The sequence below is a fragment of the Pseudomonas sp. BS-2016 genome (assembly GCF_001806145.1).
In the GTDB taxonomy this organism is placed as follows: domain Bacteria; phylum Pseudomonadota; class Gammaproteobacteria; order Pseudomonadales; family Pseudomonadaceae; genus Aquipseudomonas; species Aquipseudomonas lundensis.
The window spans coordinates 425959-452615 of the sequence record NZ_MLCT01000013.1 but is presented as its reverse complement, the minus strand read 5'-3'; the positions used below and the strand labels follow the sequence as shown (position 1 = coordinate 452615).

Genomic DNA, 26657 nt, shown 5'->3' with positions numbered 1-26657 from the left:
TTAATTCAATAAGGTCGGGCTACTGCGCCCCCAACACCAACCGCTCCAACGCCCACAAATCCGGGATCTTGGCCACATGCTCGCCCACTTGCACGGCAGCCCGTTCCAGCGGGCAGAGGGGCACGTCGACAAAGCTCAGTTGGCTGTCGAGTTTGTAGGAACGCGGGATGCCTTGGACCACCATGGCGATGTACTTGAGCGCCGGGTTGCCGCCCAGGGTGTTGAGGATGACGATGCGCGCGCGGTCGCCAATCAGCAGCGGGCTGCCGCAGGCCGCTTCGAAGCTGATGAGCGGCAAGGGATGGTCGCGCCAGATGATCTGGCGCAGGTGCCACGGCGGCGAGTCACTGCTGGGTTCGCCACGCTGGTAGTCGATCAGTTCTGCGATCGCGACGTTGGGCAGTAACAGGTCGCGATCGGCCAGCGGCAAGAGCAGGCACGTCAGGCTGCCTACACGGTGATCAAGCATGGAAGGTGCTCCAGTAGGCGATGCGTTCCAGCAATACCGACTCTTGGTAGGGCTTGCCCAGGTAGTCGTTGACGCCAATGGCCATGGCGCGGTTCTGGTGTTTCTGCCCGGTACGCGAGGTAATCATGATGATCGGCATGTCTTTGAGGCGCGGGTCGTTACGCACGTGCGTGGCCACTTCGAAGCCGTCCATGCGCGGCATTTCGATGTCCAGCAGCATCAGGTCCGGGGTGTGTTCTTCGAGCACGCTCATGGCGTCGACCCCGTCTTTGGCGGTGATGACGTGCATGCCGTTGCGCTCCAGCAGGCGGCTGGTGACTTTGCGCACGGTCACCGAATCGTCGACCACCAGCACCAGCGGCGGGCGCACGGCCGGGATGAATTCGAGGCCGCCGCCTGCTTCGTGCTGGGCGCGCAGCAACGGCTGACGCACCTGATGCGCGCGGATGTAGGCCAGCAAATCCAGGATCAGTACCACACGGCCATCCCCCAGAATCGTCGCACCCGACAACCCCTGCACGGCAGCAAATTGCGGGCCGAGGCTCTTGACCACGATCTCGCGCGAGCCCGCCAGGGCATCGACTTGCAGGGCCACGCGCATGTCCTGGCAATGCACCAGCAGCACCGGCAATGAATGGGTTTCGCCCGCCAGCTTGGGTTTGACCACGGTCTGTAACAACTCGCCCAGATACCGCAGTTCGTAGGTCTGGCCGCCGTAGTGATACAGCGGCGGGTTGAGTTGGTAATAGCTTTCCAGCTCGCTGGGCATGACCCGCACGATGCCTTCAACGGTGTTAAGCGCGATGGCGTATTGCTCATCGGCGCACTGCACCATCAAGGCCCGGTTGAGGGACACACTGAACGGCAGACGAATCTGAAAGTGCACGCCCTGCCCTGCCACCGAGTCGAGGGTCATGCTGCCCCCCAACTGACGCACTTCTTCGTGGACGACGTCCATGCCCACGCCGCGCCCGGAAATCTGGGTGATTTTCTCGGCCGTGGAGAAGCCCGGTTGCAAGATGAACTGCAACACGTCGCGGTCGCTGACGCTGTTCAGCGGGTCCAGCAGGCCGCGATGGATCGCTTTGCGGCGCACGGCTTCAAGCGGGACACCGGCGCCGTCGTCGCGGATATCAAACACCACGTCGCCGCCTTCGTTGGACAGCTCAAGCGTAATCATCCCTTGCTCGGGCTTGCCGCTGGCATGGCGCACCTCGGCAGGCTCCAGACCGTGGTCGACGGCGTTGCGCAGCATGTGCTCCAACGGCGCCACCATGCGCTCCAGCACGTTGCGGTCAATCTCGGCTTCGGCGTTGATGACGCTGAATTCGACCTGTTTGCCCAACTCGCTGGCCACCTGGCGCACCACCCGCTTGAGGCGCGGCAAAACGCGCTCGAACGGCACCATGCGGGTGCCCATCAGGCCCTCTTGTAACTGGGTGTTCACCCGCGCCTGTTTTTGCAACAGGTTGTGTGCGTCCTGATTGCGCGCGGCCAGTGTGGCCTTGAGGTCGAACAGGTCGGACGCGGACTCGAACAGCGCACGCGACAGTTGTTGCAACTGCGAATGCCGGTCCATTTCCAGCGGGTCGAACTCGTCGTAGGCCAGCCCCTCCGCCTCGCTGTGCGGACGGTTGTGCAAACGGCCCTGGGTTTCGATGTCGAGACGGCGTAGCTGGTCGCGCATGCGCTCCAGCGTGGTTTGCATCTCATTGAGCGCGACGTGGCCATCGTTGATCTGTTGCTCGATACGGCCGCGAATCATCGAGGTTTCGCCCGACAGGTTGACCATGTCTTCCAGCAACTCGGCCGGCACCTTGACGGTGTCCAGCCCGGTGCGCTCGCCTTCGGTCACCGCCGTGGCACTGGCTTCGGCCTTGCTCGGCGCGGGGGGCTGCGGCGCTTGCGGGTCTGAGCGTTCGGTGCTGCGAATTCGCGCAATCAAGTCCTGCGGCGACTGCAACGGCTGCCCGCTGCGCAGGGCATCGAGCATTTGCGCGGTGCGGTCATGACAACCCTGCAACAAGGCAAACAGCTCGGCATCCGCCGTGACCACACCCGCCGACACGTCCTCCAGCAGGGTTTCCAGTTCGTGGGCGAAGTCGCCAATGGCGGTGATTTCCACCATGCGCGCGCCGCCTTTGAGGGTGTGCAGATCGCGCAGCAGGTTTTCGACTTCAAGGGTGTTTTGCGGTTCGGCTTGCCAGCGCGCCAAGGCGGCGCCCGAGCTTTCGAGGATGTCGAAGGCTTCTTCGAGGAAGATTTCCAGCAACTCGGGATCGGCGCCGCTGGTTGGGTCCGGCTCAGCGGCGGGCTGCCCGGCAACCGGCGGGCCGGGATGACGATAGCCGCGAATGGCCTCAATCAGTTCAAAGGGCTCGCGCAGCGGTTGCTGCTGTTGCAGGTGTTCAAGCATGAGGGCCAGGTGCTGGTGGCTGCGAACCAGCAACTGCGCCAGCGCCGGGCTCTCGTTGGCACGACGGTCCAGCAGGCCCTCGTACAAGTGTTCCAGCTCATGGGCCAAATCGCCCACCGGGACGACGCCCGCCATGCGTGCCCCGCCCTTGAGGGTGTGCAAATCACGCTGCAACGATGACAGGGGCGCGAGGCTGTCGGGCTCGCTCAACCAGCGCTGCAAGGCCTGGCCCGCGCTCTCCAGAATGTCGACCGCTTCTTCGAGGAAAATGGCGACTATTTCGTCGTCCAGCCCGTCATCGTCGTCCTCGCCTGCGATCTCATCGAGTTGTGCAGTGGCAGCCCCCAGCTCGGTGATGTCCTGGGTCTGGCCGCCTTCGCGGCGGATCAACCCCGTGGCGTCGGGCGCCAACCCTTGGTGCAGTAATTGGTTCAAGGTGTGGATGAGAGTCGGCTGCGGGGTGATTTCCTGACCTGCGGCCAATTGGTCGAGCATGTTAATCAGCGCTTCGTGGGCCTCATCAGCCACGTCGAAAAAACGATCGCTGACGGCCAGACTGCTTTCTTCAACCGCCCCATACAGGTCCAGCAGGGCTTCGCACAGCGCGTCGACCGGTTGCAGGTCGAGCGCGTGCGCGGCCTCGCCAAAGGCGGTCAACAGGTCCAGCAGCGTGTCGAGCCCCTCGCGCTCATGGGGGTGCTGACGCCAGTGACGCAGCAGGTCTTCGGCGTCAAACAGGGTGTCCATGCCCTGTTCCAGAAACGCCGTGATGCGCTGCGGGTCGCGCTTGGGCACCAACGCGCTGCCAGTTGCGTTGAGCAACGCATCCAGCCGGTCGGCAATCAGGCATTCCGTGCGCTCAATCAGGGAGCGCGCGCCCTGGATGTCGGCCAGCGGATCAACGTCCAGTTGCTTCAAGCCGCGGTGCAACAGGCCGTCGGCTTCGAGCAGCAGCTCGATTTCGTCCAGATCCAGCGCCACGTGATGGGCTTTGTACTCACGCACCAGATGGTCCAGTGGCGCCGCCAGTTCGGCCATGGGCAACACGCCCGCCATGTGTGCGCTGCCTTTGAGCGTGTGCACGGCACGTTGCAGGTCATCACTGGCATGCAGCGGCATGTGCGCGCTGGCCTGATCGAGGAAGCGGTTCAACGTGTCGAGGTGGGTCTGCGCTTCCTGCCGGAAGATCTCCAGTAATTGCGGGTCAAAGGCCGGGCTGTCCTGCTCGATCAACAACGGCAAAGGGTCGCCTTGGGACAACTGATGCGCCCGCGCGGCCAGTGCGTCGACGTCGTCGCGCTGACGCTGGTCTCGCTCGGCAAACGCCTGGATCAAGTCGGGCAGGATCACCAGCGTGTCTTCGAGCAACTGATGAATCGCCGGCCCCGGCGCCACGCTGCGTTCGATCACCCGGTTGAGCAGGTTTTCGACTGCCCACGCCAGTTCACCCAGCACCAGGGCGCGCACCATGCGTCCGCTGCCTTTCAAGGTGTGAAAGCCGCGTCGCAGCTCACTCAGCGCGTTGCTGTCCGCTGGGTTGGCCACCCATTGCGGCAGGGCTTCGTGCAGCGCCATCAGCACTTCATCGGTTTCTTCGAGGAAGACTTCGAGCAGCTCTTCGTCCACCGGCACCTCGTCCACCGGGGGCGGCAACAGGCTGCCGGGGATGTGCTGCGCGGGCGGGTTGAGTGCCGACACCGGGCTGGCCAACACGTCGGCCAGGCTTTGCACCACCTGCGGGTCTTGCAACTCTTGCAAGTCTTCCATCACCAGCACTTCGGTCGGGCTGAGGATGTCATCGAGCAGCGGGACATTGCGTTCGGCCGGGGCATACCCGAGCGCGATCAGGCTGTTTTCGGCACGGTCCAGTACGGCCTCGCCTGCCGCACCGGGGTCCAGGGCCAGACGCTCCAAATAGTATTCGATGCTCACCAGTGCGTCGGCAAAGTGGTCGATGTGCCGCGCATCGGGCCGCTCGCGGCCCAGCAGCAGGTGCTCGCACAAGTAGTCGTCACAGGCTTGCAGCAGGCTGGCAGCGCGGTTGAGCGGGATCATCGCCAGTGCCCCGCGAATTTGCGTGAGCAAACCCGGCACCGCCTGCAACGCCTCGCGGTCGTAATCGGCGGCCAGGTAATCGTTGATCAAGTCTTTGGCTTCGTCGAACACCAGCCGCGCTTCTTTGATCACCAACTGGTGGATTTGCATCAGGTCGGTGGTGGGCAGGCGGCTTTCTTCGCGTTGCGAAGGTTCGACGCTGCCGACCATCCCGGCCAGCGTGGCCTCGACGTACAGCAGCGCGGCGGCAACGTCCATCAACACCGGGTCCGTTGGCTCGCGCTGGCCCTGAGCCAGGCTCTGCACCACAGCCAGTTGGTCAATGATGACCTTGCGCGGCTGGCCAAAGCCTAAAACGGCCAGCGTGTCGGCTATCTGCCGCAGCGGCGCCAGCAGACTGCTGAGCTCCGACACGTGGGTGCGGTCGCTGCGCACGAACAGGTCGAGGCGCTCCTTGACCCGCACCAGTTCCTCACACAGCGCGGCCACGACGGAGCGCATGGCATCGCGGTCCGGCCCGGCCAGGCGCGCGCGCTCGGCGTCGACCATGGCCGCATCGGGCATGGCTTCGTCCAGTTCGTACAGGGCCTTGAGGCTGAGCATTTTCGGCGTGGGGCGCTCAGCCTTGGCGATGTAAAACAGCAGGCTGGTGACGAGCCTGTCGGAAGCGGGCTGATTGACCGCTTCGATGCCCTGGGCCTGCAGCCGTTGCAGCGGTTTGTCGGTTTCTCTGAGCAGGCTGCGCAGCGCCGGGCTGTTGGCGACTTTACCCTTGAGCATGCCTTCGACCAACGCCGAGGCGATTGTCCACAGCGCATTAAGGGGCGCGCCCCGGCACAGGGTTTCCAGTTGCGCAAAGACCTCGGCCAGTTGCGCCAACTGACCCGGCACGTCGTCTTCACGCAGCAGCCCCAGCAACGCACTTTGCAGGTGTTGACGCAGGGCAGGCACCCGCTCGGACACGTCCTGCACCGGCAGTTGCGCCAGCGCCTCGGGCGCCAGCGGCTCCAGCACTTGCAAGGGCGGGCTGAACAGGCTGGTTTGCGCAAGCAGGGGTTGGCCCCGGGCGGTGCGCAGGTCGTTGATTAAAGGCAGCACCACCAACGGCCAGTCGCGCCGGGCGCTGTGCACGCGGTCCAAATAAAGCGGCAATTGGTTGAAGGCCTGTTGCAAGACCCGCACGGCCTCGTCGAGCTGGCTGACGCGCCCGTGTTGCAGGGCCATCACCAACTGCTCCATCTCTTCGGCCAGCAACGCAGCGCCGTAGAACTCGACCATCAACAAGCTGCCATGCACTTGATGCACGCACGTCAGGCACTGCGCCAGCGCCTGGGGCGAAGGCTGCAACGTATAGCCGTCCAGCGCTGCGCGGGCCAGTTTGAGGGTCTCGCCGATTTCGTCTTTGACCCACTCAAGGGCTACGTAGTCGTGCCGGTCAACCATAACGACTCCCGTCAATATTGCGCCGCACTACTGAGGCTCACGCGGTTCAGGGGTGTCGGGCAAGGTAAAGCCGGACACCGAACGCCGCAGTTGGCTGGCCATCTTGGCCAGGTTGCCAATGCTGTCGGCGGTGGCGGTCGAGCCGGACGAGGTCTGGCTGGTGATTTGCTGGATCACGTTCATGGTCAAGGAAATCTGGCCCGCCGAGGTGGTTTGCTGCTGGGCGGCATTGGAAATGCTTTGAATCAGGGCGGCGAGGTTTTGCGACACGCCTTCGATCTCTTCGAGCGCCACCCCGGCGTCCTGCGCCAGACGCGCCCCGCGCACCACTTCGGTGGTGGTTTGCTCCATGGAGATCACCGCTTCGTTGGTGTCGGCCTGAATCGCCCGCACCAGGGTTTCGATTTGCCGCGTGGCGGCCGATGAACGCTCGGCCAAGCGCTGGACTTCGTCAGCGACCACGGCAAAGCCGCGCCCGGCATCCCCGGCCATGGACGCCTGAATCGCCGCGTTGAGGGCCAAAATATTGGTCTGGTCGGCAATGTCGTCAATCAGGCTGACAATGTCGCCAATCTCTTGAGACGACTCGCCCAGACGCTTGATGCGCTTGGCCGTGTCCTGAATCTGGTCACGGATGTTGTCCATGCCGTGAATGGTGTTGTGCACCACTTCGTTGCCTTTGTTGGCAATCGCCACCGAGCGCTCGGCCACCGCCGAGGACTCTGACGCGTTGGCCGACACTTCATCGATGGAGTGGGCCATTTGCTGAATGGCGCCCGAGGCTTCGGCAATCTGCCGGGCCTGATGCTCGGAGGCTTCGGCCAGTTGCATCGCGGTGGCCTGGGTGTCTTGCACCGCCGCCGCCACTTGCCCGGCGGTGAGGTTGATGGTGGCCACCAGATCGCGAAGCTGGTCGACCGAGTAGTTGATCGAGTCGGCAATGGTGCCCGTAAAATCTTCGGTCACGGAGGCGGTGACCGTCAGGTCGCCATCGGCCAGGTCGGCAATTTCATCCAGCAAACGCATGATTGCGTTTTGGTTGCGGTCGTTCTTCTCGGCGGTTTCGCGCAGTTGGCGATTGGTTTCGCGCACCATCACCATACCGATCAGGATGATCGACGCCAGCGCCAGCAAGCCCAATACGTAGCCGCCGATGATGTCCAGCGAGCGGCCGCTGGCAAGGTTCTCGAACCCGTTGGCCAGCATTGAGGCTTCGTCGAGCAAGGTCTGCGACAGGCTGAAGATATTGCTCGCGGCTTCGCGCACTTGAAACAACTGCGGCGAGGTTTCGAGGATTTCATCCACCGAACCCGATACAAACTGGAACAGCTCCGAGATTTCCTGCAAGCGGGCGCGGGCGTCTTTGTCTTCGACCTGCGAAATACGCATGCCCGCGTTGCCTTCGAGCATGCCGTTCAGCACTTGGCCGAAACGGTTGGCGTCACGCCCGAAAGCATCGGCTGCCTGAGCCGCGGTTTCGTCCCCGGCCAGTACCGTGTTGACGGCGCCCAGAATCCGCTCGGCCAGCAATGATTGGCGTTGTGCCACCGCCACCTGGCTGGCCGGCGCTCCGCGCTGCAACAGGATCTCGACCACTTTTTCGTATTCGACCTGCAACTGCGGCACGGTTTCGGCCAGCGTTGCCGCCACTTGGTGCAGCGAGAGCACGGTTTGTTCACTGGCCAAAATGGCGTTGGTGTTGCTCAGCAACTGTTCCCAGTCGCGCTGAACGGCCTGCATTTCTTTGTGCACGGCGGGTGGCGCGGCGGGCAGGCCGGTGGCCGGGTCGCCTTTTTTCAAGTAACCCCAGCGCTGGCTGAAGTCGTTGCGCGCATCGCTCAGCAGGCGGAACGCTGCGGTTTTACCGGCAGCGGCTTCAGTGGCGTTTTTGGCAATGCGCTGGGACAGCACGCGCAGCTCGCCCGCGTGGCTGATGTATTGCTTGTCGTAGTTGGACTGGGTGTTGAGGTAAGCAAAATTGGCGAACAACAGCATGATGAACACGATCAGGGCGATAAACAGCACGATGATCTGCGAACGGCTGCGCGACCCTTCCATTGGTTTAGCGTTGTTGGCTGCGGTCATCGATCAGGCCCTGACTGCTGTATGGATGCTTGAGGTTCCACGTGCTCACTGCTCACACCGCGACCGCCCGGAACTCGGGCGCTTGCGCCAAGGCAAACGGGCTGAATACCCACCAGTCATGGGCGGCAGCGAAGCGTCCTTGTACATAAGGCGCGAAAGGTAAGCCGGGGGAAACGGGTGGGTGGGTGTCCAGATCCGTTTGGGCAAAGTGCTGCATGCCCAGCACTTCATCGACTTGCAGGCCGACGAAGATGTCGTCGTACTCCAGCACCAACACCCGGCGCTGTTTGCGCAACGGGGATAACTCGACGCCGAAAAAGCCGCACAAGTCCATGATCGGCAGCAGTTGCCCACGCAGGTTGGCGACGCCTCTGACCCAGGGTTTGACACCCGGCAGCAAGGTGAAACGCGGCTCATGCAGGATCTCGGCGATTTCCCCCATAGGCGCCACAAAACACTGCTCGCCGATGCGAAAACCAATACCGCTCCAGGTGTGCGCCGCGGCGGGCTCGGCTACAGGCCCCGCCGCCAGCGAGCGACAGCGCTGGTCAATGTCGAGCAGCAGCTCAAACGCGGTCAGAGAATCGGGCATGGTGCGGCCATCACTTGTGCGTGGAGGCTGGCAGAAATTTATTGATTCCCTCGGTCAGCGCATCCTCTTCGACCGGTTTGGTCAAATACGCTTTTGCCCCCTGTCGAGCGGCCCAGACCATGTCGGTCTCTTGATCCTTGGTGGTCACCACAATGACCGGGATCCCTTGGGTTTCCGGGTCTTTGGTCAATTGACGCGTGGCCTGGAACCCGTTGAGGCCCGGCATCACGATGTCCATCAGGACCAGATCGGGTTTTTCCTTGCGCGCCAGTGCGACGCCATCTGCGCCGTTGCCCGCCTGCAACACTTGATGGCCGTGCTTTTCGAGCATGCCGGTCAGTTTGTACATTTCAGTCGGCGAGTCATCGACGATCAGAATGCGAGCCATGGTGTTCCCCATTTATAAGGTGATCGGCCTGTTGACCGAGCATCAGTGAGCGTTTTGCACAACCGTGAAACCGGGCACGTGCGCCTTGATTGCATTGAGCAACTCGTCCCGGCTGAAGGGTTTGGTCAAAAATTGATCAGACCCGACGATACGCCCTTTTGCCTTGTCGAACAGGCCGTCTTTGGAGGACAGCATGATCACCGGCGTGGACTTGAAGGAACGGTGGTTTTTGATCAGTGCGCAGGTCTGGTAGCCATCAAGGCGCGGCATCATGATGTCGACAAAAATGATGTGCGGATGATGGTCGACAATTTTGGCCAATGCATCGAAGCCGTCAACGGCGGTGATCACCTCGCAGCCAACGTTTTTGAGCAACGTTTCAGCGGTGCGGCGAATGGTTTTCGAATCGTCAATCACCATCACCTTCAAGGCGCTGGAATGCTTGTCCATATGTGCTCTACCATCGCCACGGCGACCCGTTTTGTTACAACGTTGCGATCCCGAAGCCCAAGTCCTTGGTAGACAAGGGCTGCAGGTGCTGTGCGAGCCTTTTTAGCACAGTCTCTACATGCAATCTATCGAACGTCCCGCCACCTGCTGGCGCAGACGGTTTTTCCTTGACCGAGACACCACACGGCGCCACTCTGGCGCCACTTTTAATTGCCTGCTGATCGCTTTTACAGCGATTGGCTTAGCTCACTACTGTTGAGGAATTTGCCATGAGCGTTCGAGTCGGGATTGTCATGGACCCCATTGCGAGCATCTCCTACAAGAAGGACAGCTCGCTGGCCATGTTGCTGGCTGCGCAGGCGCGCGGCTGGACGCTGTTCTATATGGAACAGCAAGACCTGTACCTCAATGAAGGCAAGGCGCGGGCGCGCATGAAGCCGCTCAAGGTGTTCGCCAACCCGGAAAAATGGTTTGAGCTTGAAGCCGAAACCGACACGGCCCTGAGCGATCTCGACGTGATCCTGATGCGCAAGGACCCGCCGTTCGACATGGAGTTCGTGTATTCCACCTACTTGCTCGAACAGGCCGAGCGTGACGGCGTATTGATCGTCAACAAGCCGCAGAGCCTGCGCGACTGCAACGAAAAACTGTTCGCCACGCAATTCACCCAATGCACGCCGCCGACGGTCGTCAGCCGTCGCGCCGATGTCCTGCGCGAATTTGCAGCACTGCACGGTGATGTGATCCTCAAGCCGCTGGACGGCATGGGCGGTACGTCGATTTTCCGTCATCGCGTGGGGGACCCGAACCTGTCGGTGATCCTCGAAACCCTCACCGCCAACGGCACTCAGCAAATCATGGCGCAAGGCTACTTGCCGGGGATCAAAGACGGCGACAAGCGCATCCTGATGATCGACGGCGAGCCTGTTCCCTATTGCCTGGCGCGCATTCCGGCGCAGGGCGAAACACGCGGCAACCTGGCCGCCGGTGGTCGCGGCGAAGCCCGCCCGTTGAGTGACAAGGATCGCTGGATCGCTGAACAGGTCGGCCCGACCCTGCGTGAAAAAGGCTTGTTGTTCGTAGGACTGGACGTAATCGGTGAGCACCTGACCGAAATCAACGTCACCAGCCCGACCTGCATCCGCGAGATCGATAACGCGTTCGGCACCAACATCGGCGCACTGCTGATGGACGCCATTGAGCGCAAACTGGCCGCTCGCTGATTTCTATCCGCCAGACACAGACCAACATTGCGTTATCATGCGCAGCCTGTGAAACCCGCGATGTTGGTCTTTTGCCATGACACTTCCCAGCGACCTGCCCTCTGAACTCACGCACGGCGGCGTGCGCGCGGCTGATCGTCTGGGGTTTACGCTGTTTGTCGCGGCACTGATTCACCTGGCGGTGATCCTGGGCGTCGGGTTCAGCATGAGCGAGCCCAAACAGATCAGCAAAACCCTCGAAATCACCCTGTCCACGTTCAAGAGCGAGAAGGCACCGAAGCAGGCGGACTTTCTGGCGCAGGACAATCAGCAAGGCAGCGGCACGCTGGACAAGAAAGCCGTGCCCAAAACCACAGAAGTGGCGCCGTTTCAGGCCAACGAAGTCAAAAAGGTCACGCCGCCCCCTGCCGCCCGGCCCGAACAAAAGCAGGCCGCCCCCAAAGCCGCCGTCACCACCGTGGCGCCAAAGCCCAAAAAAGCCACGCGCGAGCCGCAGAAGGTCATCACCGAGGCCGCGCCCAAGGCCAGCATTCCGTCGTTTGACAGCTCCCAACTGTCGAGCGAGATCTCCAGCCTCGAAGCCGAACTGGCCAACGAGCAACAGCTGTATGCCAAAAGGCCCAAGATCTACCGCATGAGTGCGGCCTCGACCATGCGCGACAAAGGCGCCTGGTACAAAGAGGACTGGCGCAAAAAGATCGAGCGCATCGGCAACCTCAACTACCCCGAACAGGCACGCCGCGAAAAAATCTACGGCAAGCTGCGGCTGCTGGTCTCGATCAATCGCGACGGTTCGCTGCATGAAGTACTGGTGCTCGAATCTTCCGGCCAGCCGTTGCTGGATCAGGCAGCGCAGCGCATCGTACGTCTGGCCGCGCCGTTCGCGCCGTTCACCGGTGACCTGGCCGACATCGACCGCCTCGAAATCATCCGCACCTGGAAATTCGCCCAGGGCGACCGGCTGTCCAGTAATTAATGCCGGGGTAAATGAGCGCTCGCGCCGCGTAGCCCAAGCGGGTTTCAAGGCGCGCCATCTGCCAACTTGTCAGTTTCACTTGTCAGCGCCACACTAAGGCTCATGAAAAACCGCGCACCGACCTACCTCAAGCATCAGTTCCTGATCGCCATGCCGCACATGGCTGACCCGAATTTTGCTCATTCCTTGACGTACATCGTCGAGCACACGGCCAATGGGGCGATGGGCCTGACCATCAATCGGCCGCTGGACCTCAACCTCAAAGATATTCTTGAGCAGTTGCGCCCCGAGCGCGCCGTGCCCGAGCTGTGCGAGCACGTGCCGATTTATGCAGGCGGCCCGGTAATGACCGACCGCGGTTTTGTCCTGCACCCCGCCAGCATGAGTTTCGACGCCACGGTTGAGCTGCAAGAGGGCTTGGCGCTAAGCACGTCACTGGATGCCCTGGGCAGCATCGCCGACGGCAATGGCCCGCGACGCAGCCTGATTTGCCTGGGCTATGCCGGGTGGGAAGCCGGTCAACTCGAAGCCGAACTGGCTGACAACGCCTGGCTCACGTGCCCGTACTCTGCCCACATTTTGTTCAACACCTCGAGCGAGCTGCGCCTTGACGCGGCCGCCAAACACCTCGGAGTTAACCTCAACTTGTTAAGCACTCAAGCAGGTCACGCCTGATGGCCCACCTACGTTTACTGCTGGGTTTTGATTACGGCACCCGCTCCATCGGCGTCGCCGTCGGCCAGATGATTACCGGGCAAGCTCGCGAGCTGTGCAATTTGAAAGCCGAGAACGGCATCCCGAAGTGGGAAGAAATCGAGAAACTGATCAAAGAATGGCAGCCCGATGCCATGGTGGTCGGCATGCCGTTGAATATGGACGGCACCCCCAGCGAGTTCTGTGCTCGCGCGCAAAAATTTGCCAATCGGTTGAATGGCCGCTTCAATCTCCCCGTTTTTACCCACGACGAACGCCTGACCACCTTTGAGGCCAAGGGCGAACGCAAGGCCCAGGGTGGCCAGCGGGGCAGTTACCGCGACAACCCCGTCGATGCCATCGCCGCCAAACTGGTGCTGCAAGGCTGGCTCGACGAGCACCCGGCTGAACCTCAAGCCTGACATTGCGTTTAATTGTTTGACGCACCTCATTGTTTGCGCCCGTCGCAGCACGCATCCTGCGCGGGCCTTTTAAGGAGCCACCATGATCCTGCCTGTTCCCGCTGAACTGATCTCTCAGATGGCGCTTGATCTCAAGGCCCATCTGGCCCGCCGTCACATCACCGAGCCCCGTTTCATCGGCATCCGCACGGGCGGCATCTGGGTGGCCCAGGCGCTGTTGCGGGCCATGGACAGCGACGCGCCGCTGGGCACGCTGGACGTCTCGTTCTACCGCGACGACTTCAGCCAGAACGGGCTGCACCCGCAAGTGCGGCCGTCCGACCTGCCGTTCGAGATCGAAGGCCAGCACCTGGTACTGATCGACGACGTACTGATGAGCGGCCGCACCATCCGCGCGGCACTCAACGAATTGTTCGACTATGGTCGTCCGGCCAGCGTGACCCTGGTCAGCCTGCTCGACCTGGACGCCGCCGAGCTGCCGATCCGGCCGAATGTGGTGGGCGCGACCTTGTCGCTCAAACCGACCGAGCGGGTAAAATTGTCCGGCCCCGCGCCACTGACACTCGAACTCCAAGACCTATCTCAAGAACCCGCCCTTTAAGAGACCACTGCGATGACGCCTACAGACGCCAAGCGCCCGCTGCAGCTCAATGATCAGGGCCAGCTGCGCCACTTTCTGTCGCTCGACGGCTTGTCCCGTGAGCTGCTGACAGAGATCCTCGACACTGCCGACTCGTTCCTTGAGGTCGGCGCCCGTGCGGTGAAAAAAGTCCCGTTGCTGCGCGGCAAGACCGTGTGCAACGTGTTCTTCGAAAACTCCACCCGCACCCGCACCACCTTTGAAATGGCCGCCCAGCGCCTGTCTGCCGACGTGATCACACTCAATGTGTCCACGTCCTCGGCGAGCAAGGGTGAAACCCTGCTCGATACCCTGCGCAACCTCGAAGCCATGGCCGCTGACATGTTCGTGGTGCGCCACGGCGATTCGGGCGCTGCACATTTCATCGCCGAGCACGTGTGCCCGCAGGTCGCGATCATCAACGGCGGCGACGGCCGTCACGCTCACCCGACCCAGGGCATGCTCGACATGCTGACCATTCGCCGCCACAAGGGCGGGTTTGAAAACCTGTCGGTGGCCATCGTCGGCGACATCCTGCACTCGCGGGTCGCACGCTCGAACATGATCGCGCTCAAAACACTGGGCTGTCAGGACATTCGCGTCATTGCCCCAAAAACCCTGCTGCCTGTGGGCATCGAGCAATACGGGGTCAAGGTGTACACCGACATGACCGAGGGCCTGAAGGACGTCGACGTGGTCATCATGTTGCGCCTGCAGCGTGAGCGCATGTCCGGCGGCCTGCTGCCAAGCGAAGGCGAGTTCTACCGCCTGTTCGGCCTGACCACTGCCCGCCTGGCGGGCGCCAAACCCGACTGCATCGTCATGCACCCCGGCCCGATCAACCGTGGCGTGGAAATTGAATCAGCCGTGGCCGATGGCCCGCACTCGGTGATTCTCAATCAGGTGACGTACGGCATCGCCGTGCGCATGGCGGTGTTGTCCATGACCATGAGCGGGCAAACGGCCCAGCGCCAATTCGAACAGGAGAACGCCCAGTGAAGCTCAGCATTCTCGGCGCCCGTGTAATAGACCCTGCCAGCCAGTTTGACCAGGTCACCGACCTGCACCTGGAAGCCGGAAAAATCGTCGCCATGGGCGCGGCCCCGGCGGGTTTCTCGCCCGCCCGCACGCTTGACGCCAAGGGCCTTGTGGCCGCACCGGGGCTGGTGGACTTGAACGTTGCCCTGCGCGAGCCCGGTTACAGCCGCAAAGGCACAATTGCCAGCGAAACCCGCGCCGCCGCAGCCGGTGGCGTGACCAGCCTGTGCTGCCCGCCGCATACCAAACCGGTGCTCGACACCTCGGCCGTGGCCGAACTGATCCTCGACCGCGCCCGCGAAGCCGGCAACTGCAAAGTGTTCCCCATCGGGGCACTGAGCAAAGGGCTCGAAGGCGAACAACTGGCCGAACTGATCGCCCTGCGCGATGCCGGTTGCGTGGCCTTCGGCAACGGCCTGAGCAGTTTCAGCAACACGCGCACCTTGTGCCGCGCGCTGGAATACGCGGCCACGTTTGACCTGACGGTGATTTTCCACTCTCAGGACCGTGACCTGGCTGAAGGCGGCCTGGCCCACGATGGCCCGATGGCGGCCTTCCGTGGCTTGCCCGGCATCCCTGAAACCGCCGAAACCGTGGCGCTGGCCCGCGACCTGTTGCTGGTCGAGCAAAGCGGCGTGCGCGCGCACTTCAGCCAACTGACCAGCGCCCGGGGCGTCGCGCTGATAGCGCAAGCTCAGGCTCGCGGCCTTAAGGTCACCGCCGATGTGGCGCTCTATCAGTTGATCCTGACCGACGAAGCGCTGGTGGACTTCTCCAGCGTCTACCACGTGCAACCGCCGCTGCGCACCCGCGCCGACCGTGACGGGCTGCGTGAAGCCGTCAAATCCGGCGTGGTGCAGGCCATCTCCAGCCATCACCAACCCCATGAGCGGGACGCCAAACTGGCCCCGTTCGGCGCCACCGAGCCGGGCATGAGCAGCGTAGAGCTGTTGTTGCCGTTGGCGATGACGCTGGTCGAAGACGGTTTGCTGGACTTGCCGACGTTGCTGGCGCGCTTGAGCACCGGCCCGGCAGATGCCTTGAGCTTGCCAGCGGGGCGTTTGAGTGTGGGTTCGGCGGCCGATCTGGTGCTGTTCGATCCGGGCGCTTCCACCGTGGCCGGTGAAACATGGCACTCCAAAGGCGACAACTGCCCATTCCTGGGCCATTGCCTGCCAGGCGCCGTGCGCTACACGCTGGTGGACGGTCGAATCAGCTACGAAGGCTAAGGCGTCGCCCTACACCCTCACCCCACCCCCTGCCTGCGGTAGAGGCTCGGGGTGAGGGTTTTTTTAGCGCTTAACGGCGCTCGGCATTCTTGATCGAGATCTGGGTATTCAAGGTCCAGAAGTCGTACAAGACACCGATCAGGAACAAACCGCCCGTGAACAGGTAGATGATCCCGGTGATCCATTTGCCCATGTACATGCGGTGCAGGCCGAACACGCCCAAAAATGTCAGCAGAATCCACGCCACGCTGTAATCGGTGTTACCCGATGTAAAGCGCAAGTCCGCTTCGCGGTCCATGCTCGGGATCAGGAACAAGTCGATCAGCCAGCCAATGCCCAACAAGCCCAGGGTGAAGAACCAGATGGTTCCGGTGACCGGCTTGCCGTAATAGAAACGATGAGCCCCCAGAAAGCCAAAAATCCACAGCAGATAACCCAGTACCTTGCTGTGGGTATCGTGTTGTACATCGTCTCGATAGCCGCTCATTAATGCCCCCTTGGGAGTCGATAGAAAAAAATTTACACTTTTTTTGTGACTTTTTTACTGTCTCGCAACACGTAATAGTCTGTTGCAGGTTTTCGCGCAAACCCTTATGCCATCAGGCCTGCATCGCCACACTGTGACAATTTGCCACCACCTTGAGGGTTTTTGACCCCCCGGTCCAATCGACAAACGGCCTTAGAAAGGACAAAAAAGCTGTTATAAAGTTGCGCGCTTAACCACATAGAGCCCTGCCGAATGCGTCCTTTATTCAAGACATGGCTAACCATTTGCCTATTACTGCCTCTGGCCGCCCACGCCACCAACCGTGAGCAACGTCTTCCTTCGGGTTTCACCGGATACACCGCAAAGTCATCTGCGAGTGCACCGTTTGTAGCCTCTAACAGCAAAACCGTCTCACGTGCGACCTCCAGTAAAGTTCATCGCAAAGCCCCCGGCAAAATGGCGACCGCTTCTCTGGTCGCCGCCAACAAGCAAAGCAGCACCGTACTGAGCCGTGCGGTCAACGTGCTGGGCACCCCTTATCGTTGGGGCGGCAGCAGCCCAAGTAAAGGCTTTGATTGCAGCGGGCTGGTCAAATACGCGTTCAACGATGTGGCGGCGGTCAATCTGCCCCGCAGCTCCAGCGCCATGGCCAGCGGCCACGGCCAGAAAGTCGATCGCAAAGACTTGAAGCCCGGCGACTTGCTGTTTTTCAACATCAAGAGCCGCAAGGTCAACCACGTGGCCATTTACCTGGGCAACGACCGGTTTATTCACGCGCCACGCCGCGGCAAGTCGGTGACCATCGACACCCTGAAAAAGCCGTACTGGCAGAGCCACTACGTAGTCGCCAAGCGCGTATTGCCCAAAGAGCAAACCAACCTGCGGGTTGCGCAGCGCTAACTGACATCGTTGAAGGGCAGCGCAAGGCTGCTCTTCGGCGGTTACAGGTCGATGATTCCCCTCTCCTGCAAGCGTTTCACACTCAGGTCCAATGTCTGCATGCCGACCGCTGCGCCGGTCTGGATGACAGACGCCATCTGCGCCACTTTGTTTTCCCGTATCAGGTTCCGGATCGCAGGCGTACCGAGCATGATTTCGTGTGCCGCCACCCGCCCGCCGCCCTTTTTCTTGAGCAACGTCTGAGACACCACTGCCTGCAGTGATTCGGACAGCATCGCCCGCACCATGGCTTTCTCTTCGGCCGCAAACACATCGACGATGCGGTCAATGGTCTTGGCCGCACTGGGCGTGTGCAACGTGGCAAACACCAAGTGCCCGGTTTCTGCGGCGGTCAGGGCCAACCGGATACTGTCGAGGTCGCGCATTTCACCGAGCACAATCACGTCCGGGTCTTCACGCAACGCTGAGCGCAATGCGTTGGCGAAACCGTGGGTGTCGCGGTGGACTTCGCGCTGATTGATCAGGCAGCGTCGCGAGGTGTGAACGAATTCAATCGGGTCTTCAATGGTCAGAATGTGTTGCTGACGCGTGCTGTTGAGGTGATCGATGAGGGCGGCCAGCGTGGTGGTTTTGCCTGAACCCGTGGCGCCGGTGATCAGGATCAGACCATGAGGCACGTTAAAGAGCGGGCTCAGCACTTGATCCAAACCCAGTGATGCCAGGCTCGGCACCGTGGCGCCAATACGGCGCAACACCGCTGCGGGGCCATGCTGTTGCCTGAAGGCATTCACCCGAAACCGCCCCAGCTCCGGCACGGTGTACGAAAAATCAGCTTCGAGGGTTGTTTCAAACGCCTCGCGCTGCGACGCGGTCATCATGCTGTGGATAAGTTCGAGTACACACTGCGCACTTACGCTCGGCAGCTCGCACCGCTGCAGCTCGCCATCAATGCGCAGCAGCGGCTCCACGCCCGCAGACAGGTGCATGTCCGATGCGCCGCGCGCCACGCATACAGCCAACAGGTCGGCGATATCCATCCCCCCTCCCAATTCCAGTAGAATGCCGCAGACTTTCACCACGGCGGGCTTAATTGAATGTCCACGATAGCTGACAACATTGCTCAGGTTGAGGCGCGCATCCGTGCGGCCGCACTGGCTGTGCAACGCGATGTAACGAGCGTTCGCTTACTGGCGGTCAGCAAGACCAAACCCGCCGCTGCGCTGCGTGACGCCTATGCCGCCGGGCTGCGCGACTTTGGCGAAAATTATCTGCAGGAAGCTCGCGCCAAACAGGTCGAATTAGCTGACCTGCCCTTGTGTTGGCACTTCATCGGCCCCATTCAATCGAACAAGACGCGTGACATCGCTGAGCATTTTGCGTGGGTGCATTCCGTAGACCGCCTCAAAATTGCCCAACGTCTGTCAGAGCAGCGGCCAGACGGGCTGCCCCCGTTGAACATTTGCATTCAGGTGAACGTCAGCGGCGAAGCCAGCAAGTCCGGGTGTGCCCCGGCTGACCTGCCCGCGCTGGCACACGCCATCAGCGCTTTGCCACGCTTGACACTGCGCGGGTTGATGGCGATTCCCGAGCCCACCGACGAGCGCGCCGAACAGGACGCCGCGTTTGCGAAGGTCCGTGAATTGCAAGAGGGCCTGAACATGGGCCTCGACACACTTTCCATGGGCATGAGCCACGACCTTGAGTCGGCCATTGCCCAAGGCGCCACGTGGGTGCGGATCGGTACTGCACTGTTTGGCGCTCGCGACTACAGTCAGGCCTGAAAAGGCTTGCCTCACACTTATAAGGATCGGTCATGAGCAAGACGCGTATTGCCTTTATCGGAGCCGGCAACATGGCTTCCAGCTTGATCGGCGGCCTGCTGGCCAAAGGGTTCGACGCTGCACAGATCCGCGCCAGCGACCCTGGCGCCGACACCCGCACCAAGGTAGCGGCCGAACACGGTATCGACGTGTTCGCTGAAAACGAAAAAGCGGTGCAGGACGCTGACGTCATTGTCATTGCAGTCAAGCCACAGGCGATGAAGGCTGTGTGCCAGGACCTGCGTCCGCACCTTCAGCCCAAACAACTGGTGGTGTCGATTGCTGCCGGTATCAACGCCTCCAGTTTGCTGGAATGGTTGGGCACTCAGCCGCTGGTGCGCTGCATGCCCAACACGCCTGCCCTGCTGGGCAAAGGGGTCAGCGGTCTGTTCGCCACTCAGCAGGTCACCCAAACACAACGCGCGCTGGCCGATGAGCTGCTGAGCGCTGTGGGCGTTGTGGTCTGGGTCGAGCAAGAAGCTCAGATCGACGCCGTGACGGCGGTATCGGGCAGTGGCCCGGCGTATTTCTTCCTGCTGATCGAAGCCATGACCAACGCGGGCGTGAAGTTGGGCCTGAGCCATGACGTCGCGGAGAAACTGGCCGAGCACACAGCACTGGGCGCCGCCTGCATGGCCGTGGACAGCGATGCCGACGCGGCCGAATTGCGTCGTCGCGTGACCTCGCCCGCGGGCACCACCGAAGCTGCAATCAAGTCATTCCAGGCCAGTGGTTTTGAAGCCACGGTCGAAAAAGCATTGAGTGCCGCCGCGCACCGCTCGGCCGAATTGGCCGAACAACTGGGTCAATAAAGGAGCAAATGATGTCAGGACTTAATGGCGCTGCCATTTTTGTGGTTCAAACCCTGGGCAGCCTGTATTTGCTGGTCGTGCTGTTGCGTTTCATCCTGCAACTGGTACGCGCCAACTTCTACAACCCGATCTGCCAGTTCATCGTCAAGGCCACGCAAACCCTGCTCAAGCCCATGCGCCGCGTGATTCCCAGCATTTTCGGCCTGGACATGTCGTCGCTGGTACTGGCGATTCTGGTGCAAATGGTGGTGTTCGCCATCGTGCTGACCTTGAGCTATATCCCGTTCAACATCCTCGGGCTGCTGCTGTGGTCGATCATCGGCGTGACGGCACTGTTCCTGAAAGTGTTCTTCTTCGCCATGATCATCAGCGTGATTCTGTCGTGGGTGGCACCGGGAAGCACCAGCCCTGGCGCTGAGCTGGTCAACCAGATCACCGAGCCGGCGCTGGCCCCGTTCCGTCGCTTCCTGCCGAACCTGGGCGGCCTGGACATCTCGCCGATCCTGGCGTTCATGGTCATCCAGTTGATCCAGAGCTACGTGATCCCGCCACTGGCCATGTACGTCGGTATGCCGCTTGAGCTGTTCGGCCTGATCTGATGAGTTATTTCCGCTGGGACGGTGACGACCTGATTCTCGATTGTCATTTGCAACCCAAGGCCAGCAGCGATGAGTTCGCTGGCCTGCACGGTGACCGCCTGAAAATCCGGCTCACCGCCCCACCGGTCGAAGGCAAGGCCAACGCCCATTTGATGGCTTTTCTGGCCAAGGCGTTTGGCATCGCCAAAAGTCAGGTCAGCCTGATCAGTGGCGAACTCAACCGGCAAAAACGGGTACGCCTGCACAGCCCCAAAAAACTGCCGGTGCTGCCCGGGTTGACCCGTCCCGACCTCTAGGGTCTGTTCCCGTTTGCGCGGGCTGCGACAGGCTGTACGACGGCCTTCAGAACAGCCTTCAAACGCGACCAAAGGGTTTTGCACCATTGCTTGCCGCTCGCTGCCCCGCTCATTAGACTTACGCCTCATTTAAATGAGAGCAGGGTCGATGCCAGCTGCCTTTCCCCCCGATTCCGTTGGTCTGGTTGTGCCTCACGTTGCACATTTCAGCGAACCGCTGGCACTTGCTTGCGGCCGCTCACTGCCAGCCTATGACCTGATTTACGAAACCTACGGCCAGCTCAATGCGTCGGCCAGTAATGCCGTGCTGATTTGCCACGCGCTGTCAGGTCATCATCACGCCGCCGGGTATCACAGCGTCGACGACCGCAAGCCCGGCTGGTGGGACAGCTGTATCGGCCCCGGCAAGCCCATCGACACCCGCAAATTCTTCGTGGTCAGCCTCAACAACCTCGGCGGTTGCAACGGTTCGACCGGCCCGAGCAGCATCGACCCCGACACCGGCCGCCCGTTTGGCGCGTCGTTCCCGGTGCTGACCGTTGAAGACTGGGTGCACAGCCAGGCGCGTCTGTCTGACCGCCTGGGCATCTCGCAGTGGGCCGCCGTGATCGGTGGCAGCCTTGGCGGGATGCAGGCATTGCAATGGAGCATCAGCTACCCCGACCGTCTGCGCCATTGTCTGGCCATCGCCTCGGCGCCGAAGCTCTCGGCGCAAAACATCGCGTTCAACGAAGTCGCGCGCCAGGCCATCCTCACCGACCCCGAGTTCCATGGCGGGTCGTTTCAGGAAAAGGGCGTCATCCCCAAACGCGGTCTGATGCTGGCGCGAATGGTCGGCCACATCACGTACCTGTCGGATGACTCGATGGGCGAAAAATTCGGCCGCGGGCTGAAGAACGAAAACCTTAACTACGACTTCCACAGCGTCGAGTTTCAGGTTGAGAGCTATTTGCGCTATCAGGGCGAAGAGTTCTCCGGGCGTTTCGATGCCAACACCTATTTGCTGATGACCAAGGCGCTGGACTACTTCGACCCGGCGGCGAACTTCGATGACGACCTGGCCAAGACCTTTGCGGGCGCCAAGGCACGCTTTTGCGTGATGTCGTTCACCACCGACTGGCGCTTCTCGCCCGCCCGCTCGCGGGAGCTGGTGGATGCGTTGATGGCCGCCAAAAAAGACGTGTGCTACCTGGAGATCGACGCGCCGCAGGGCCATGACGCCTTTCTGATTCCGATCCCGCGCTACCTGCAAGCCTTCAGCAACTACATGAACCGTATTGAACTGTGAGAACGCCATGAGAGCCGACCTGGAAATCATCCAAGACTGGATCCCCGCTGGCAGCCGCGTGCTCGACCTCGGTTGCGGTAATGGCGAACTGCTGAGCTGGCTGCGCGACAACAAGCACGTCACCGGCTACGGGCTGGAAAACGACCCGGACAACATTGCCGAATGTGTTGCCAAAGGCATTAACGTCATTGAGCAGGATCTCGACAAAGGGCTGGGCAACTTTGCCAGCAACAGCTTCGACATCGTGGTCATGACCCAGGCATTGCAGGCCGTGCACTACCCCGACCGGATCCTCGACGAAATGCTGCGGGTCGGCCGTCAATGCATCATCACCTTCCCGAACTTCGGCCACTGGCGCTGCCGCTGGTACCTGGCCAGCAAAGGCCGCATGCCGGTGTCCGAGTTTTTGCCGTACACCTGGTACAACACGCCGAACATTCACTTCTGCACCTTTGAAGACTTCGAAGCGCTGTGCCGTGAGCGTGAAGCGCGTGTCATCAACCGCCTTGCCGTGGATCAACAACATCGACACGGGTGGGCCAGCAAGATATGGCCTAACCTGTTGGGCGAGATTGGCATTTACCGTGTCAGCAGTCCTGGCCTTCAGGACCATAACGTCGCGGTTTAACAGGTTCGCTCAAAGGAGAAAGACCATGGGTCGTATTGGGTTACTACTGCTTTCAATGTGTTTGGGCGCGCAGGCCATGGCGGCCGACGTGAATCCTGCCCAACGGCAGCAGACGTTTGGCGACATGACGGTGTATTACAACGCGTTCCCGTCTACTTTTCTGACGCCTAAGATTGCCCAACAGGTTGAGGTCTCGCGCAGCAAGAACAACGCCGTGCTGAACATCACCGTCAACAAGGCGGGCAAAAATATACCGGCCAATGTGCAGGGCACGGTTAAAACCGGGGATGAAAAGCCAAAGCGCCTGAGCTTCCGGCAAGTCGGCAAAGGTGGCGAGATCAATTACCTGGCCCAGTTCCCGGTCAAAGGCCCGCAAACCTTCACCTTCAAGGTGGATGTAAAAGCGGGCGGCGCTCGCGCTGAAACAATCGAATTTACTCAAATGGTCGCTCCAATCGAATGATGAACTTCACGCAACTGGTACTCGCCAGCCACAACGCGGGCAAACTCAAAGAACTTCAGGCCATGCTCGGCGAGTCGGTGCAGTTGCGCTCGATTGGAGAGTTCAGCAGCGTCGAGCCGGAAGAAACCGGCTTGTCGTTTGTCGAGAACGCCATTCTTAAGGCCCGCCATGCATCGCGCATTTGCGGCCTGCCCGCATTGGCGGACGACTCGGGGCTGGCGGTGGATGCTCTGGGCGGCGCGCCAGGCATTTACTCTGCCCGCTATGCCGATGGCCAGGGCGATGCGGCGAACAACGCCAAATTGCTCGATGCCCTCAAAGACGTGCCGCAAGCCGAACGCGGCGCGCAGTTTGTCTGCGTCCTGGCTTTGGTCCGCCACGCTGACGACCCGCTGCCGATTATCTGCGAAGGCTTGTGGCACGGGCGCATTCTGCCTGCCGCCAGCGGTGAGCACGGTTTTGGCTACGACCCGCTGTTTTGGGTGCCTGAACGCAATTGCTCCAGCGCCGAGCTCAGCCCGGCGGAAAAAAACCAGCTCAGCCACCGCGCTCGCGCCATGGCTTTGCTGCGTCAGCGTCTGGGCCTGAAATGACCCACGACACACCTCCTCAGCCGCTCTATCTCGGTGCGGCTGGCTTTTCTCAGCAGGCGCCCCGCGCCCCCCTGACGCAACTGCCGCCGCTGTCGTTGTACATCCACATTCCGTGGTGCGTGCGCAAATGCCCGTATTGCGATTTCAATTCCCATACCGCCAGCCCGGAACTGCCCGAAGAAGCCTACGTGGACGCGCTGCTGGCCGATCTCGATCAGGACCTGCACGCGGCATATGGGCGCGAGCTGAGTTCTATTTTCTTTGGCGGCGGTACGCCGAGTCTGTTCAGCGCCGCGGCGCTGGGCCGTTTGCTCAAAGGCGTTGAAGCACGCATTGCGTTTGCCGCCGATATCGAAATCACGCTGGAAGCCAACCCCGGTACGTTCGAGCAGGAAAAGTTCGTCGCGTACCGTGCGCTGGGGATCAATCGGCTGTCCATTGGTATCCAGAGTTTTCAGCCAGAAAAGCTCAAGGCACTGGGGCGTATCCACAACGGCGACGAAGCCGTGCGTGCCGCTGGCATGGCGCGTCAGGCGGGGTTTGACAACTTCAACCTGGACTTGATGCACGGTTTGCCCGATCAGTCGCTGGACGACGCCCTGAGCGACCTGCGCCAGGCCATCGCCCTCAAGCCGACGCATCTGTCGTGGTATCAACTGACGCTGGAACCCAACACGGTGTTCTGGAACCAGCCTCCGACGCTGCCGGAAGACGACACCCTGTGGGACATTCAGGAAGCGGGGCAAGCCCTGCTCGCCGAACACGGCTACGCACAGTACGAAGTGTCGGCCTACGCCCTGCCCGGCCGACCGGCGCGGCATAACCTCAACTACTGGAGCTTTGGCGACTTCATCGGCATTGGCGCCGGTGCCCATGGCAAGTTGAGCCATCCCGATGGCCGCATCGTGCGCACCTGGAAAACCCGCCTACCGAAAGATTACCTAAATCCGGCGAAGAGCTTTCAGGCTGGCGAGAAAGTTCTGACTGCCGAAGAACTGCCGTTTGAGTTTCTAATGAACGCCTTGCGCCTGACTGACGGCGTGGATTCAGCCCTTTATCCACTGCGCACCGGCTTACCCCTCGACAGTTTGAACGCCGGGCGTGAAGCCGCCGAACAAAGTGGCTTATTGCAGGTCGAACCGACACGCCTGGCGGCGACTGCCCGAGGCCAGCTGTTTCTCAATGACCTGTTGCAGCACTTTTTGACGTAAGGAAATCGAATGGACTTGGTACTCGACCTGCTTGCCACGGTATCGCGCTGGAGCCGCAGCCACCTCTCGGAGATCTCCCTGGCATTGATTGGCTGTTTGCTGGTGCTGTTTGGCGCTGACTTCAAGGGCTGGGTCGAGCAACGTCTGGGCAGCATTGCAGGCGCCTTGCGCGTCCCGCTGATGGCGCTGTTGTGCCTGATCGGCAGCGGCGCAGCGCTGATCTACGCCACGCCGTGGGTCGAGCGCGGGCTGAGTCAGTTCAACAACTACAGCCTGGCGCCGGTGTTGCTGGTGGTGTTGGTGCTGATCGGCGTGGTGGCTGATCGCCGCTAACCTGTAGCTGCAAGTGCTGGCCGGGGGGATAAAGGCCACGCAGAAAGCAGCCGATTGTGGGCTACGCTTGGGTATCGCCTGATACGTGAGCACTGCCCATGCCGAAGCTTTTAAATGGCAATCTCGATGCACTGAAAGTGGCGCTGGCGATAGCCGTCGTCGCGCTGCACTGCAAGATTCTGGGCGGTAATGACACGGCCATCGGTTACATGCTGGGCAATGGGCTGTTTCGGGTCGCGGTCCCTGTCTTCTTTATCATCAACGGGTATTACCTGTTCCACACCCTCAGCGAAGGCCACTCGTTCGGCACGTGGTTCAAACGCGGTTTGTGGATGTACCTCTTCTGGATGCTGGTCTACAGCCCGTTTTACGTCGACCCTGCGACGCTGGGCTCTCTAAAAGGCGTGCTCGGGATCATCAAGTCTTTGCTGATCGGCTATTTCCACCTCTGGTATCTGGTGGGCATGCTCGGCGGTGGACTGATCCTGTATGCGCTGCGCAATTCGGCCACTCCAACGCTGATGACGCTGGCCCTGATCGCCTATGCGATCGGGCTGACATTGCAATATGCGCGTGTTTATTACGTTCTGCCCGACCCCCTGCTGCAGCACTTCAATCAAAACGACTACGCCGCCCGTAACTTCCTGTTCATGGGTTTCCCGTTCATGTGCATGGGGTTTGTGTTGGCCAGGCATCAGGTCCCGCAAAAGGTGACACGCCCATGGGTGTGGGGCTGGCTGGTGGCGGGCACAGCCCTGATGCTGGCCGAGTCGTACATCAATTACTCGCTGCGGGCCAAGCCGCAGGTGTATTTCGACTTTATGTTTTCGTTGCCCGTTCTCACGCCCGCGTTGTTTTTGCTGGCGTGCGTGTATTTTCGGGCGTCCACCCGCAACACGGCGGCCAAGGTGTCTTCGGCGGTGTATTACATCCATCCAATGTTTATTTTGGGGGCACTGGCGGCGGGGATGGCGTACGGCAACCTGCTGGCGCTGGTGGTCATCGCCCTGGCGCTGGCGGCCGCGCCGGTGCTGATCCTGCTGAGCAAACGCGTCAGGTTCGTGCTGTGATGCAACGCGACGGACGTCGCCTAAAGAAACCGGCCCCCGAACGGAGGCCAGTCATTGAA

27 protein-coding genes are annotated in these 26657 nt (G+C 61.2%); 19 read left to right on the top strand and 8 right to left on the bottom strand.

The annotated features are described in order from the left end of the window. Positions 1–19: 19 nt before the first annotated feature. The 6 genes from BKD70_RS04095 to pilG are packed head-to-tail and all read right to left on the bottom strand — an operon-like array spanning position 20 to position 9898. The gene (locus BKD70_RS04095) at positions 20–469 is read right to left on the bottom strand and encodes a chemotaxis protein CheW (RefSeq protein ID WP_047278324.1); all 450 of its coding nucleotides are present in this window, start codon (positions 467–469) and stop codon (positions 20–22) included. Next, complete coding sequence (locus BKD70_RS04090) at positions 462–6383, bottom strand: Hpt domain-containing protein (RefSeq protein WP_047278325.1); 5922 nt, start codon at positions 6381–6383, stop codon at positions 462–464. The genes BKD70_RS04095 and BKD70_RS04090 overlap by 8 nt, the downstream gene beginning before the upstream one ends. A gap of 27 nt (positions 6384–6410) precedes the next feature. Then, on the bottom strand, positions 6411–8468 hold the full coding sequence (locus tag BKD70_RS04085; protein ID WP_047278327.1) for a methyl-accepting chemotaxis protein: 2058 nt from the start codon (positions 8466–8468) through the stop codon (positions 6411–6413). A gap of 52 nt (positions 8469–8520) precedes the next feature. Further along, a complete protein-coding gene (locus tag BKD70_RS04080) occupies positions 8521–9060 on the bottom strand; it encodes a chemotaxis protein CheW (protein WP_047278329.1) in 540 nt (179 codons plus the stop codon). Between the two features lie 10 nt (positions 9061–9070). Then, entirely contained in the window at positions 9071–9448 is a 378-nt protein-coding gene (pilH, locus tag BKD70_RS04075) for a twitching motility response regulator PilH (protein WP_047278330.1), read from the bottom strand. A gap of 42 nt (positions 9449–9490) precedes the next feature. Then, positions 9491–9898 (bottom strand): twitching motility response regulator PilG, encoded by a 408-nt coding sequence (pilG, locus tag BKD70_RS04070; protein WP_047278333.1) that lies wholly within the window; start codon positions 9896–9898, stop codon positions 9491–9493. A 269-nt stretch (positions 9899–10167) separates the two neighbouring features. Between pilG and gshB the strand changes: the two genes are divergently transcribed. The 7 genes from gshB (at position 10168) to BKD70_RS04035 (ending at position 16098) form a co-directional block, all read left to right on the top strand. Beyond that, a complete protein-coding gene (gshB, locus tag BKD70_RS04065) occupies positions 10168–11121 on the top strand; it encodes a glutathione synthase (protein ID WP_047278335.1) in 954 nt (317 codons plus the stop codon). A gap of 76 nt (positions 11122–11197) precedes the next feature. After that, positions 11198–12097 carry an energy transducer TonB gene (locus tag BKD70_RS04060; RefSeq protein ID WP_047278337.1) on the top strand — a complete coding sequence of 300 codons (900 nt, stop codon included), beginning with the start codon at positions 11198–11200 and terminating at the stop codon, positions 12095–12097. A 102-nt stretch (positions 12098–12199) separates the two neighbouring features. Beyond that, entirely contained in the window at positions 12200–12772 is a 573-nt protein-coding gene (locus BKD70_RS04055) for a YqgE/AlgH family protein (protein WP_047278339.1), read from the top strand. Then, positions 12772–13212, top strand: a complete 441-nt coding sequence (gene ruvX / locus BKD70_RS04050; RefSeq protein ID WP_047278341.1) for a Holliday junction resolvase RuvX — start codon at positions 12772–12774, stop codon at positions 13210–13212. The genes BKD70_RS04055 and ruvX overlap by 1 nt, the downstream gene beginning before the upstream one ends. An 82-nt stretch (positions 13213–13294) precedes the next feature. Further along, positions 13295–13813 carry a bifunctional pyr operon transcriptional regulator/uracil phosphoribosyltransferase PyrR gene (gene pyrR / locus BKD70_RS04045; protein WP_047278343.1) on the top strand — a complete coding sequence of 173 codons (519 nt, stop codon included), beginning with the start codon at positions 13295–13297 and terminating at the stop codon, positions 13811–13813. A gap of 12 nt (positions 13814–13825) precedes the next feature. Then, positions 13826–14830 (top strand): aspartate carbamoyltransferase catalytic subunit, encoded by a 1005-nt coding sequence (locus tag BKD70_RS04040; protein ID WP_047278345.1) that lies wholly within the window; start codon positions 13826–13828, stop codon positions 14828–14830. Further along, positions 14827–16098 (top strand): dihydroorotase, encoded by a 1272-nt coding sequence (locus BKD70_RS04035; RefSeq protein WP_047278347.1) that lies wholly within the window; start codon positions 14827–14829, stop codon positions 16096–16098. Before BKD70_RS04040 ends, BKD70_RS04035 begins: the two co-directional genes overlap by 4 nt. 70 nt (positions 16099–16168) lie before the next feature. Here BKD70_RS04035 and BKD70_RS04030 read toward each other — a convergent pair whose 3' ends face one another. Continuing rightward, positions 16169–16585, bottom strand: a complete 417-nt coding sequence (locus tag BKD70_RS04030) for a TM2 domain-containing protein (protein ID WP_047278349.1) — start codon at positions 16583–16585, stop codon at positions 16169–16171. A gap of 252 nt (positions 16586–16837) precedes the next feature. Here BKD70_RS04030 and BKD70_RS04025 point away from each other — a divergent pair, with 252 nt between their 5' ends. Beyond that, a complete protein-coding gene (locus BKD70_RS04025; protein WP_047278357.1) occupies positions 16838–17485 on the top strand; it encodes a C40 family peptidase in 648 nt (215 codons plus the stop codon). A 41-nt stretch (positions 17486–17526) separates the two neighbouring features. Here BKD70_RS04025 and BKD70_RS04020 read toward each other — a convergent pair whose 3' ends face one another. Further along, positions 17527–18522 (bottom strand): type IV pilus twitching motility protein PilT, encoded by a 996-nt coding sequence (locus tag BKD70_RS04020; protein WP_047278359.1) that lies wholly within the window; start codon positions 18520–18522, stop codon positions 17527–17529. Positions 18523–18579: 57 nt separating this feature from the next. On the opposite strand from BKD70_RS04020, the gene BKD70_RS04015 reads away from it, so the two are divergent. The 11 genes from BKD70_RS04015 to BKD70_RS03965 all read left to right on the top strand — a co-directional run bounded on the left by BKD70_RS04015 (position 18580) and on the right by BKD70_RS03965 (position 26598). Next, a complete protein-coding gene (locus BKD70_RS04015) occupies positions 18580–19266 on the top strand; it encodes a YggS family pyridoxal phosphate-dependent enzyme (protein ID WP_047278361.1) in 687 nt (228 codons plus the stop codon). A gap of 32 nt (positions 19267–19298) precedes the next feature. Next, entirely contained in the window at positions 19299–20117 is an 819-nt protein-coding gene (gene proC, locus BKD70_RS04010) for a pyrroline-5-carboxylate reductase (protein WP_047278363.1), read from the top strand. A gap of 11 nt (positions 20118–20128) precedes the next feature. After that, positions 20129–20716 carry a YggT family protein gene (locus tag BKD70_RS04005; RefSeq protein ID WP_047278365.1) on the top strand — a complete coding sequence of 196 codons (588 nt, stop codon included), beginning with the start codon at positions 20129–20131 and terminating at the stop codon, positions 20714–20716. Continuing rightward, a complete protein-coding gene (locus BKD70_RS04000) occupies positions 20716–21012 on the top strand; it encodes a DUF167 domain-containing protein (protein ID WP_047278368.1) in 297 nt (98 codons plus the stop codon). Before BKD70_RS04005 ends, BKD70_RS04000 begins: the two co-directional genes overlap by 1 nt. 148 nt (positions 21013–21160) lie before the next feature. Then, positions 21161–22300 carry a homoserine O-acetyltransferase gene (locus BKD70_RS03995; protein ID WP_047278370.1) on the top strand — a complete coding sequence of 380 codons (1140 nt, stop codon included), beginning with the start codon at positions 21161–21163 and terminating at the stop codon, positions 22298–22300. A 7-nt stretch (positions 22301–22307) separates the two neighbouring features. Next, positions 22308–22928 (top strand): methionine biosynthesis protein MetW, encoded by a 621-nt coding sequence (metW, locus tag BKD70_RS03990; RefSeq protein ID WP_047278374.1) that lies wholly within the window; start codon positions 22308–22310, stop codon positions 22926–22928. A gap of 25 nt (positions 22929–22953) precedes the next feature. Beyond that, positions 22954–23391, top strand: a complete 438-nt coding sequence (locus BKD70_RS03985) for a DUF4426 domain-containing protein (protein WP_047278376.1) — start codon at positions 22954–22956, stop codon at positions 23389–23391. Then, entirely contained in the window at positions 23388–23984 is a 597-nt protein-coding gene (gene rdgB / locus BKD70_RS03980) for an RdgB/HAM1 family non-canonical purine NTP pyrophosphatase (protein WP_047278379.1), read from the top strand. Before BKD70_RS03985 ends, rdgB begins: the two co-directional genes overlap by 4 nt. After that, complete coding sequence (gene hemW, locus BKD70_RS03975) at positions 23981–25195, top strand: radical SAM family heme chaperone HemW (protein ID WP_047278381.1); 1215 nt, start codon at positions 23981–23983, stop codon at positions 25193–25195. The genes rdgB and hemW overlap by 4 nt, the downstream gene beginning before the upstream one ends. A 9-nt stretch (positions 25196–25204) precedes the next feature. Next, positions 25205–25528 (top strand): DUF3392 domain-containing protein, encoded by a 324-nt coding sequence (locus BKD70_RS03970; protein ID WP_047278383.1) that lies wholly within the window; start codon positions 25205–25207, stop codon positions 25526–25528. Positions 25529–25626: 98 nt separating this feature from the next. Next, entirely contained in the window at positions 25627–26598 is a 972-nt protein-coding gene (locus BKD70_RS03965; protein WP_047278384.1) for an acyltransferase, read from the top strand. The last annotated feature ends 59 nt before the right edge of the window (positions 26599–26657 follow it).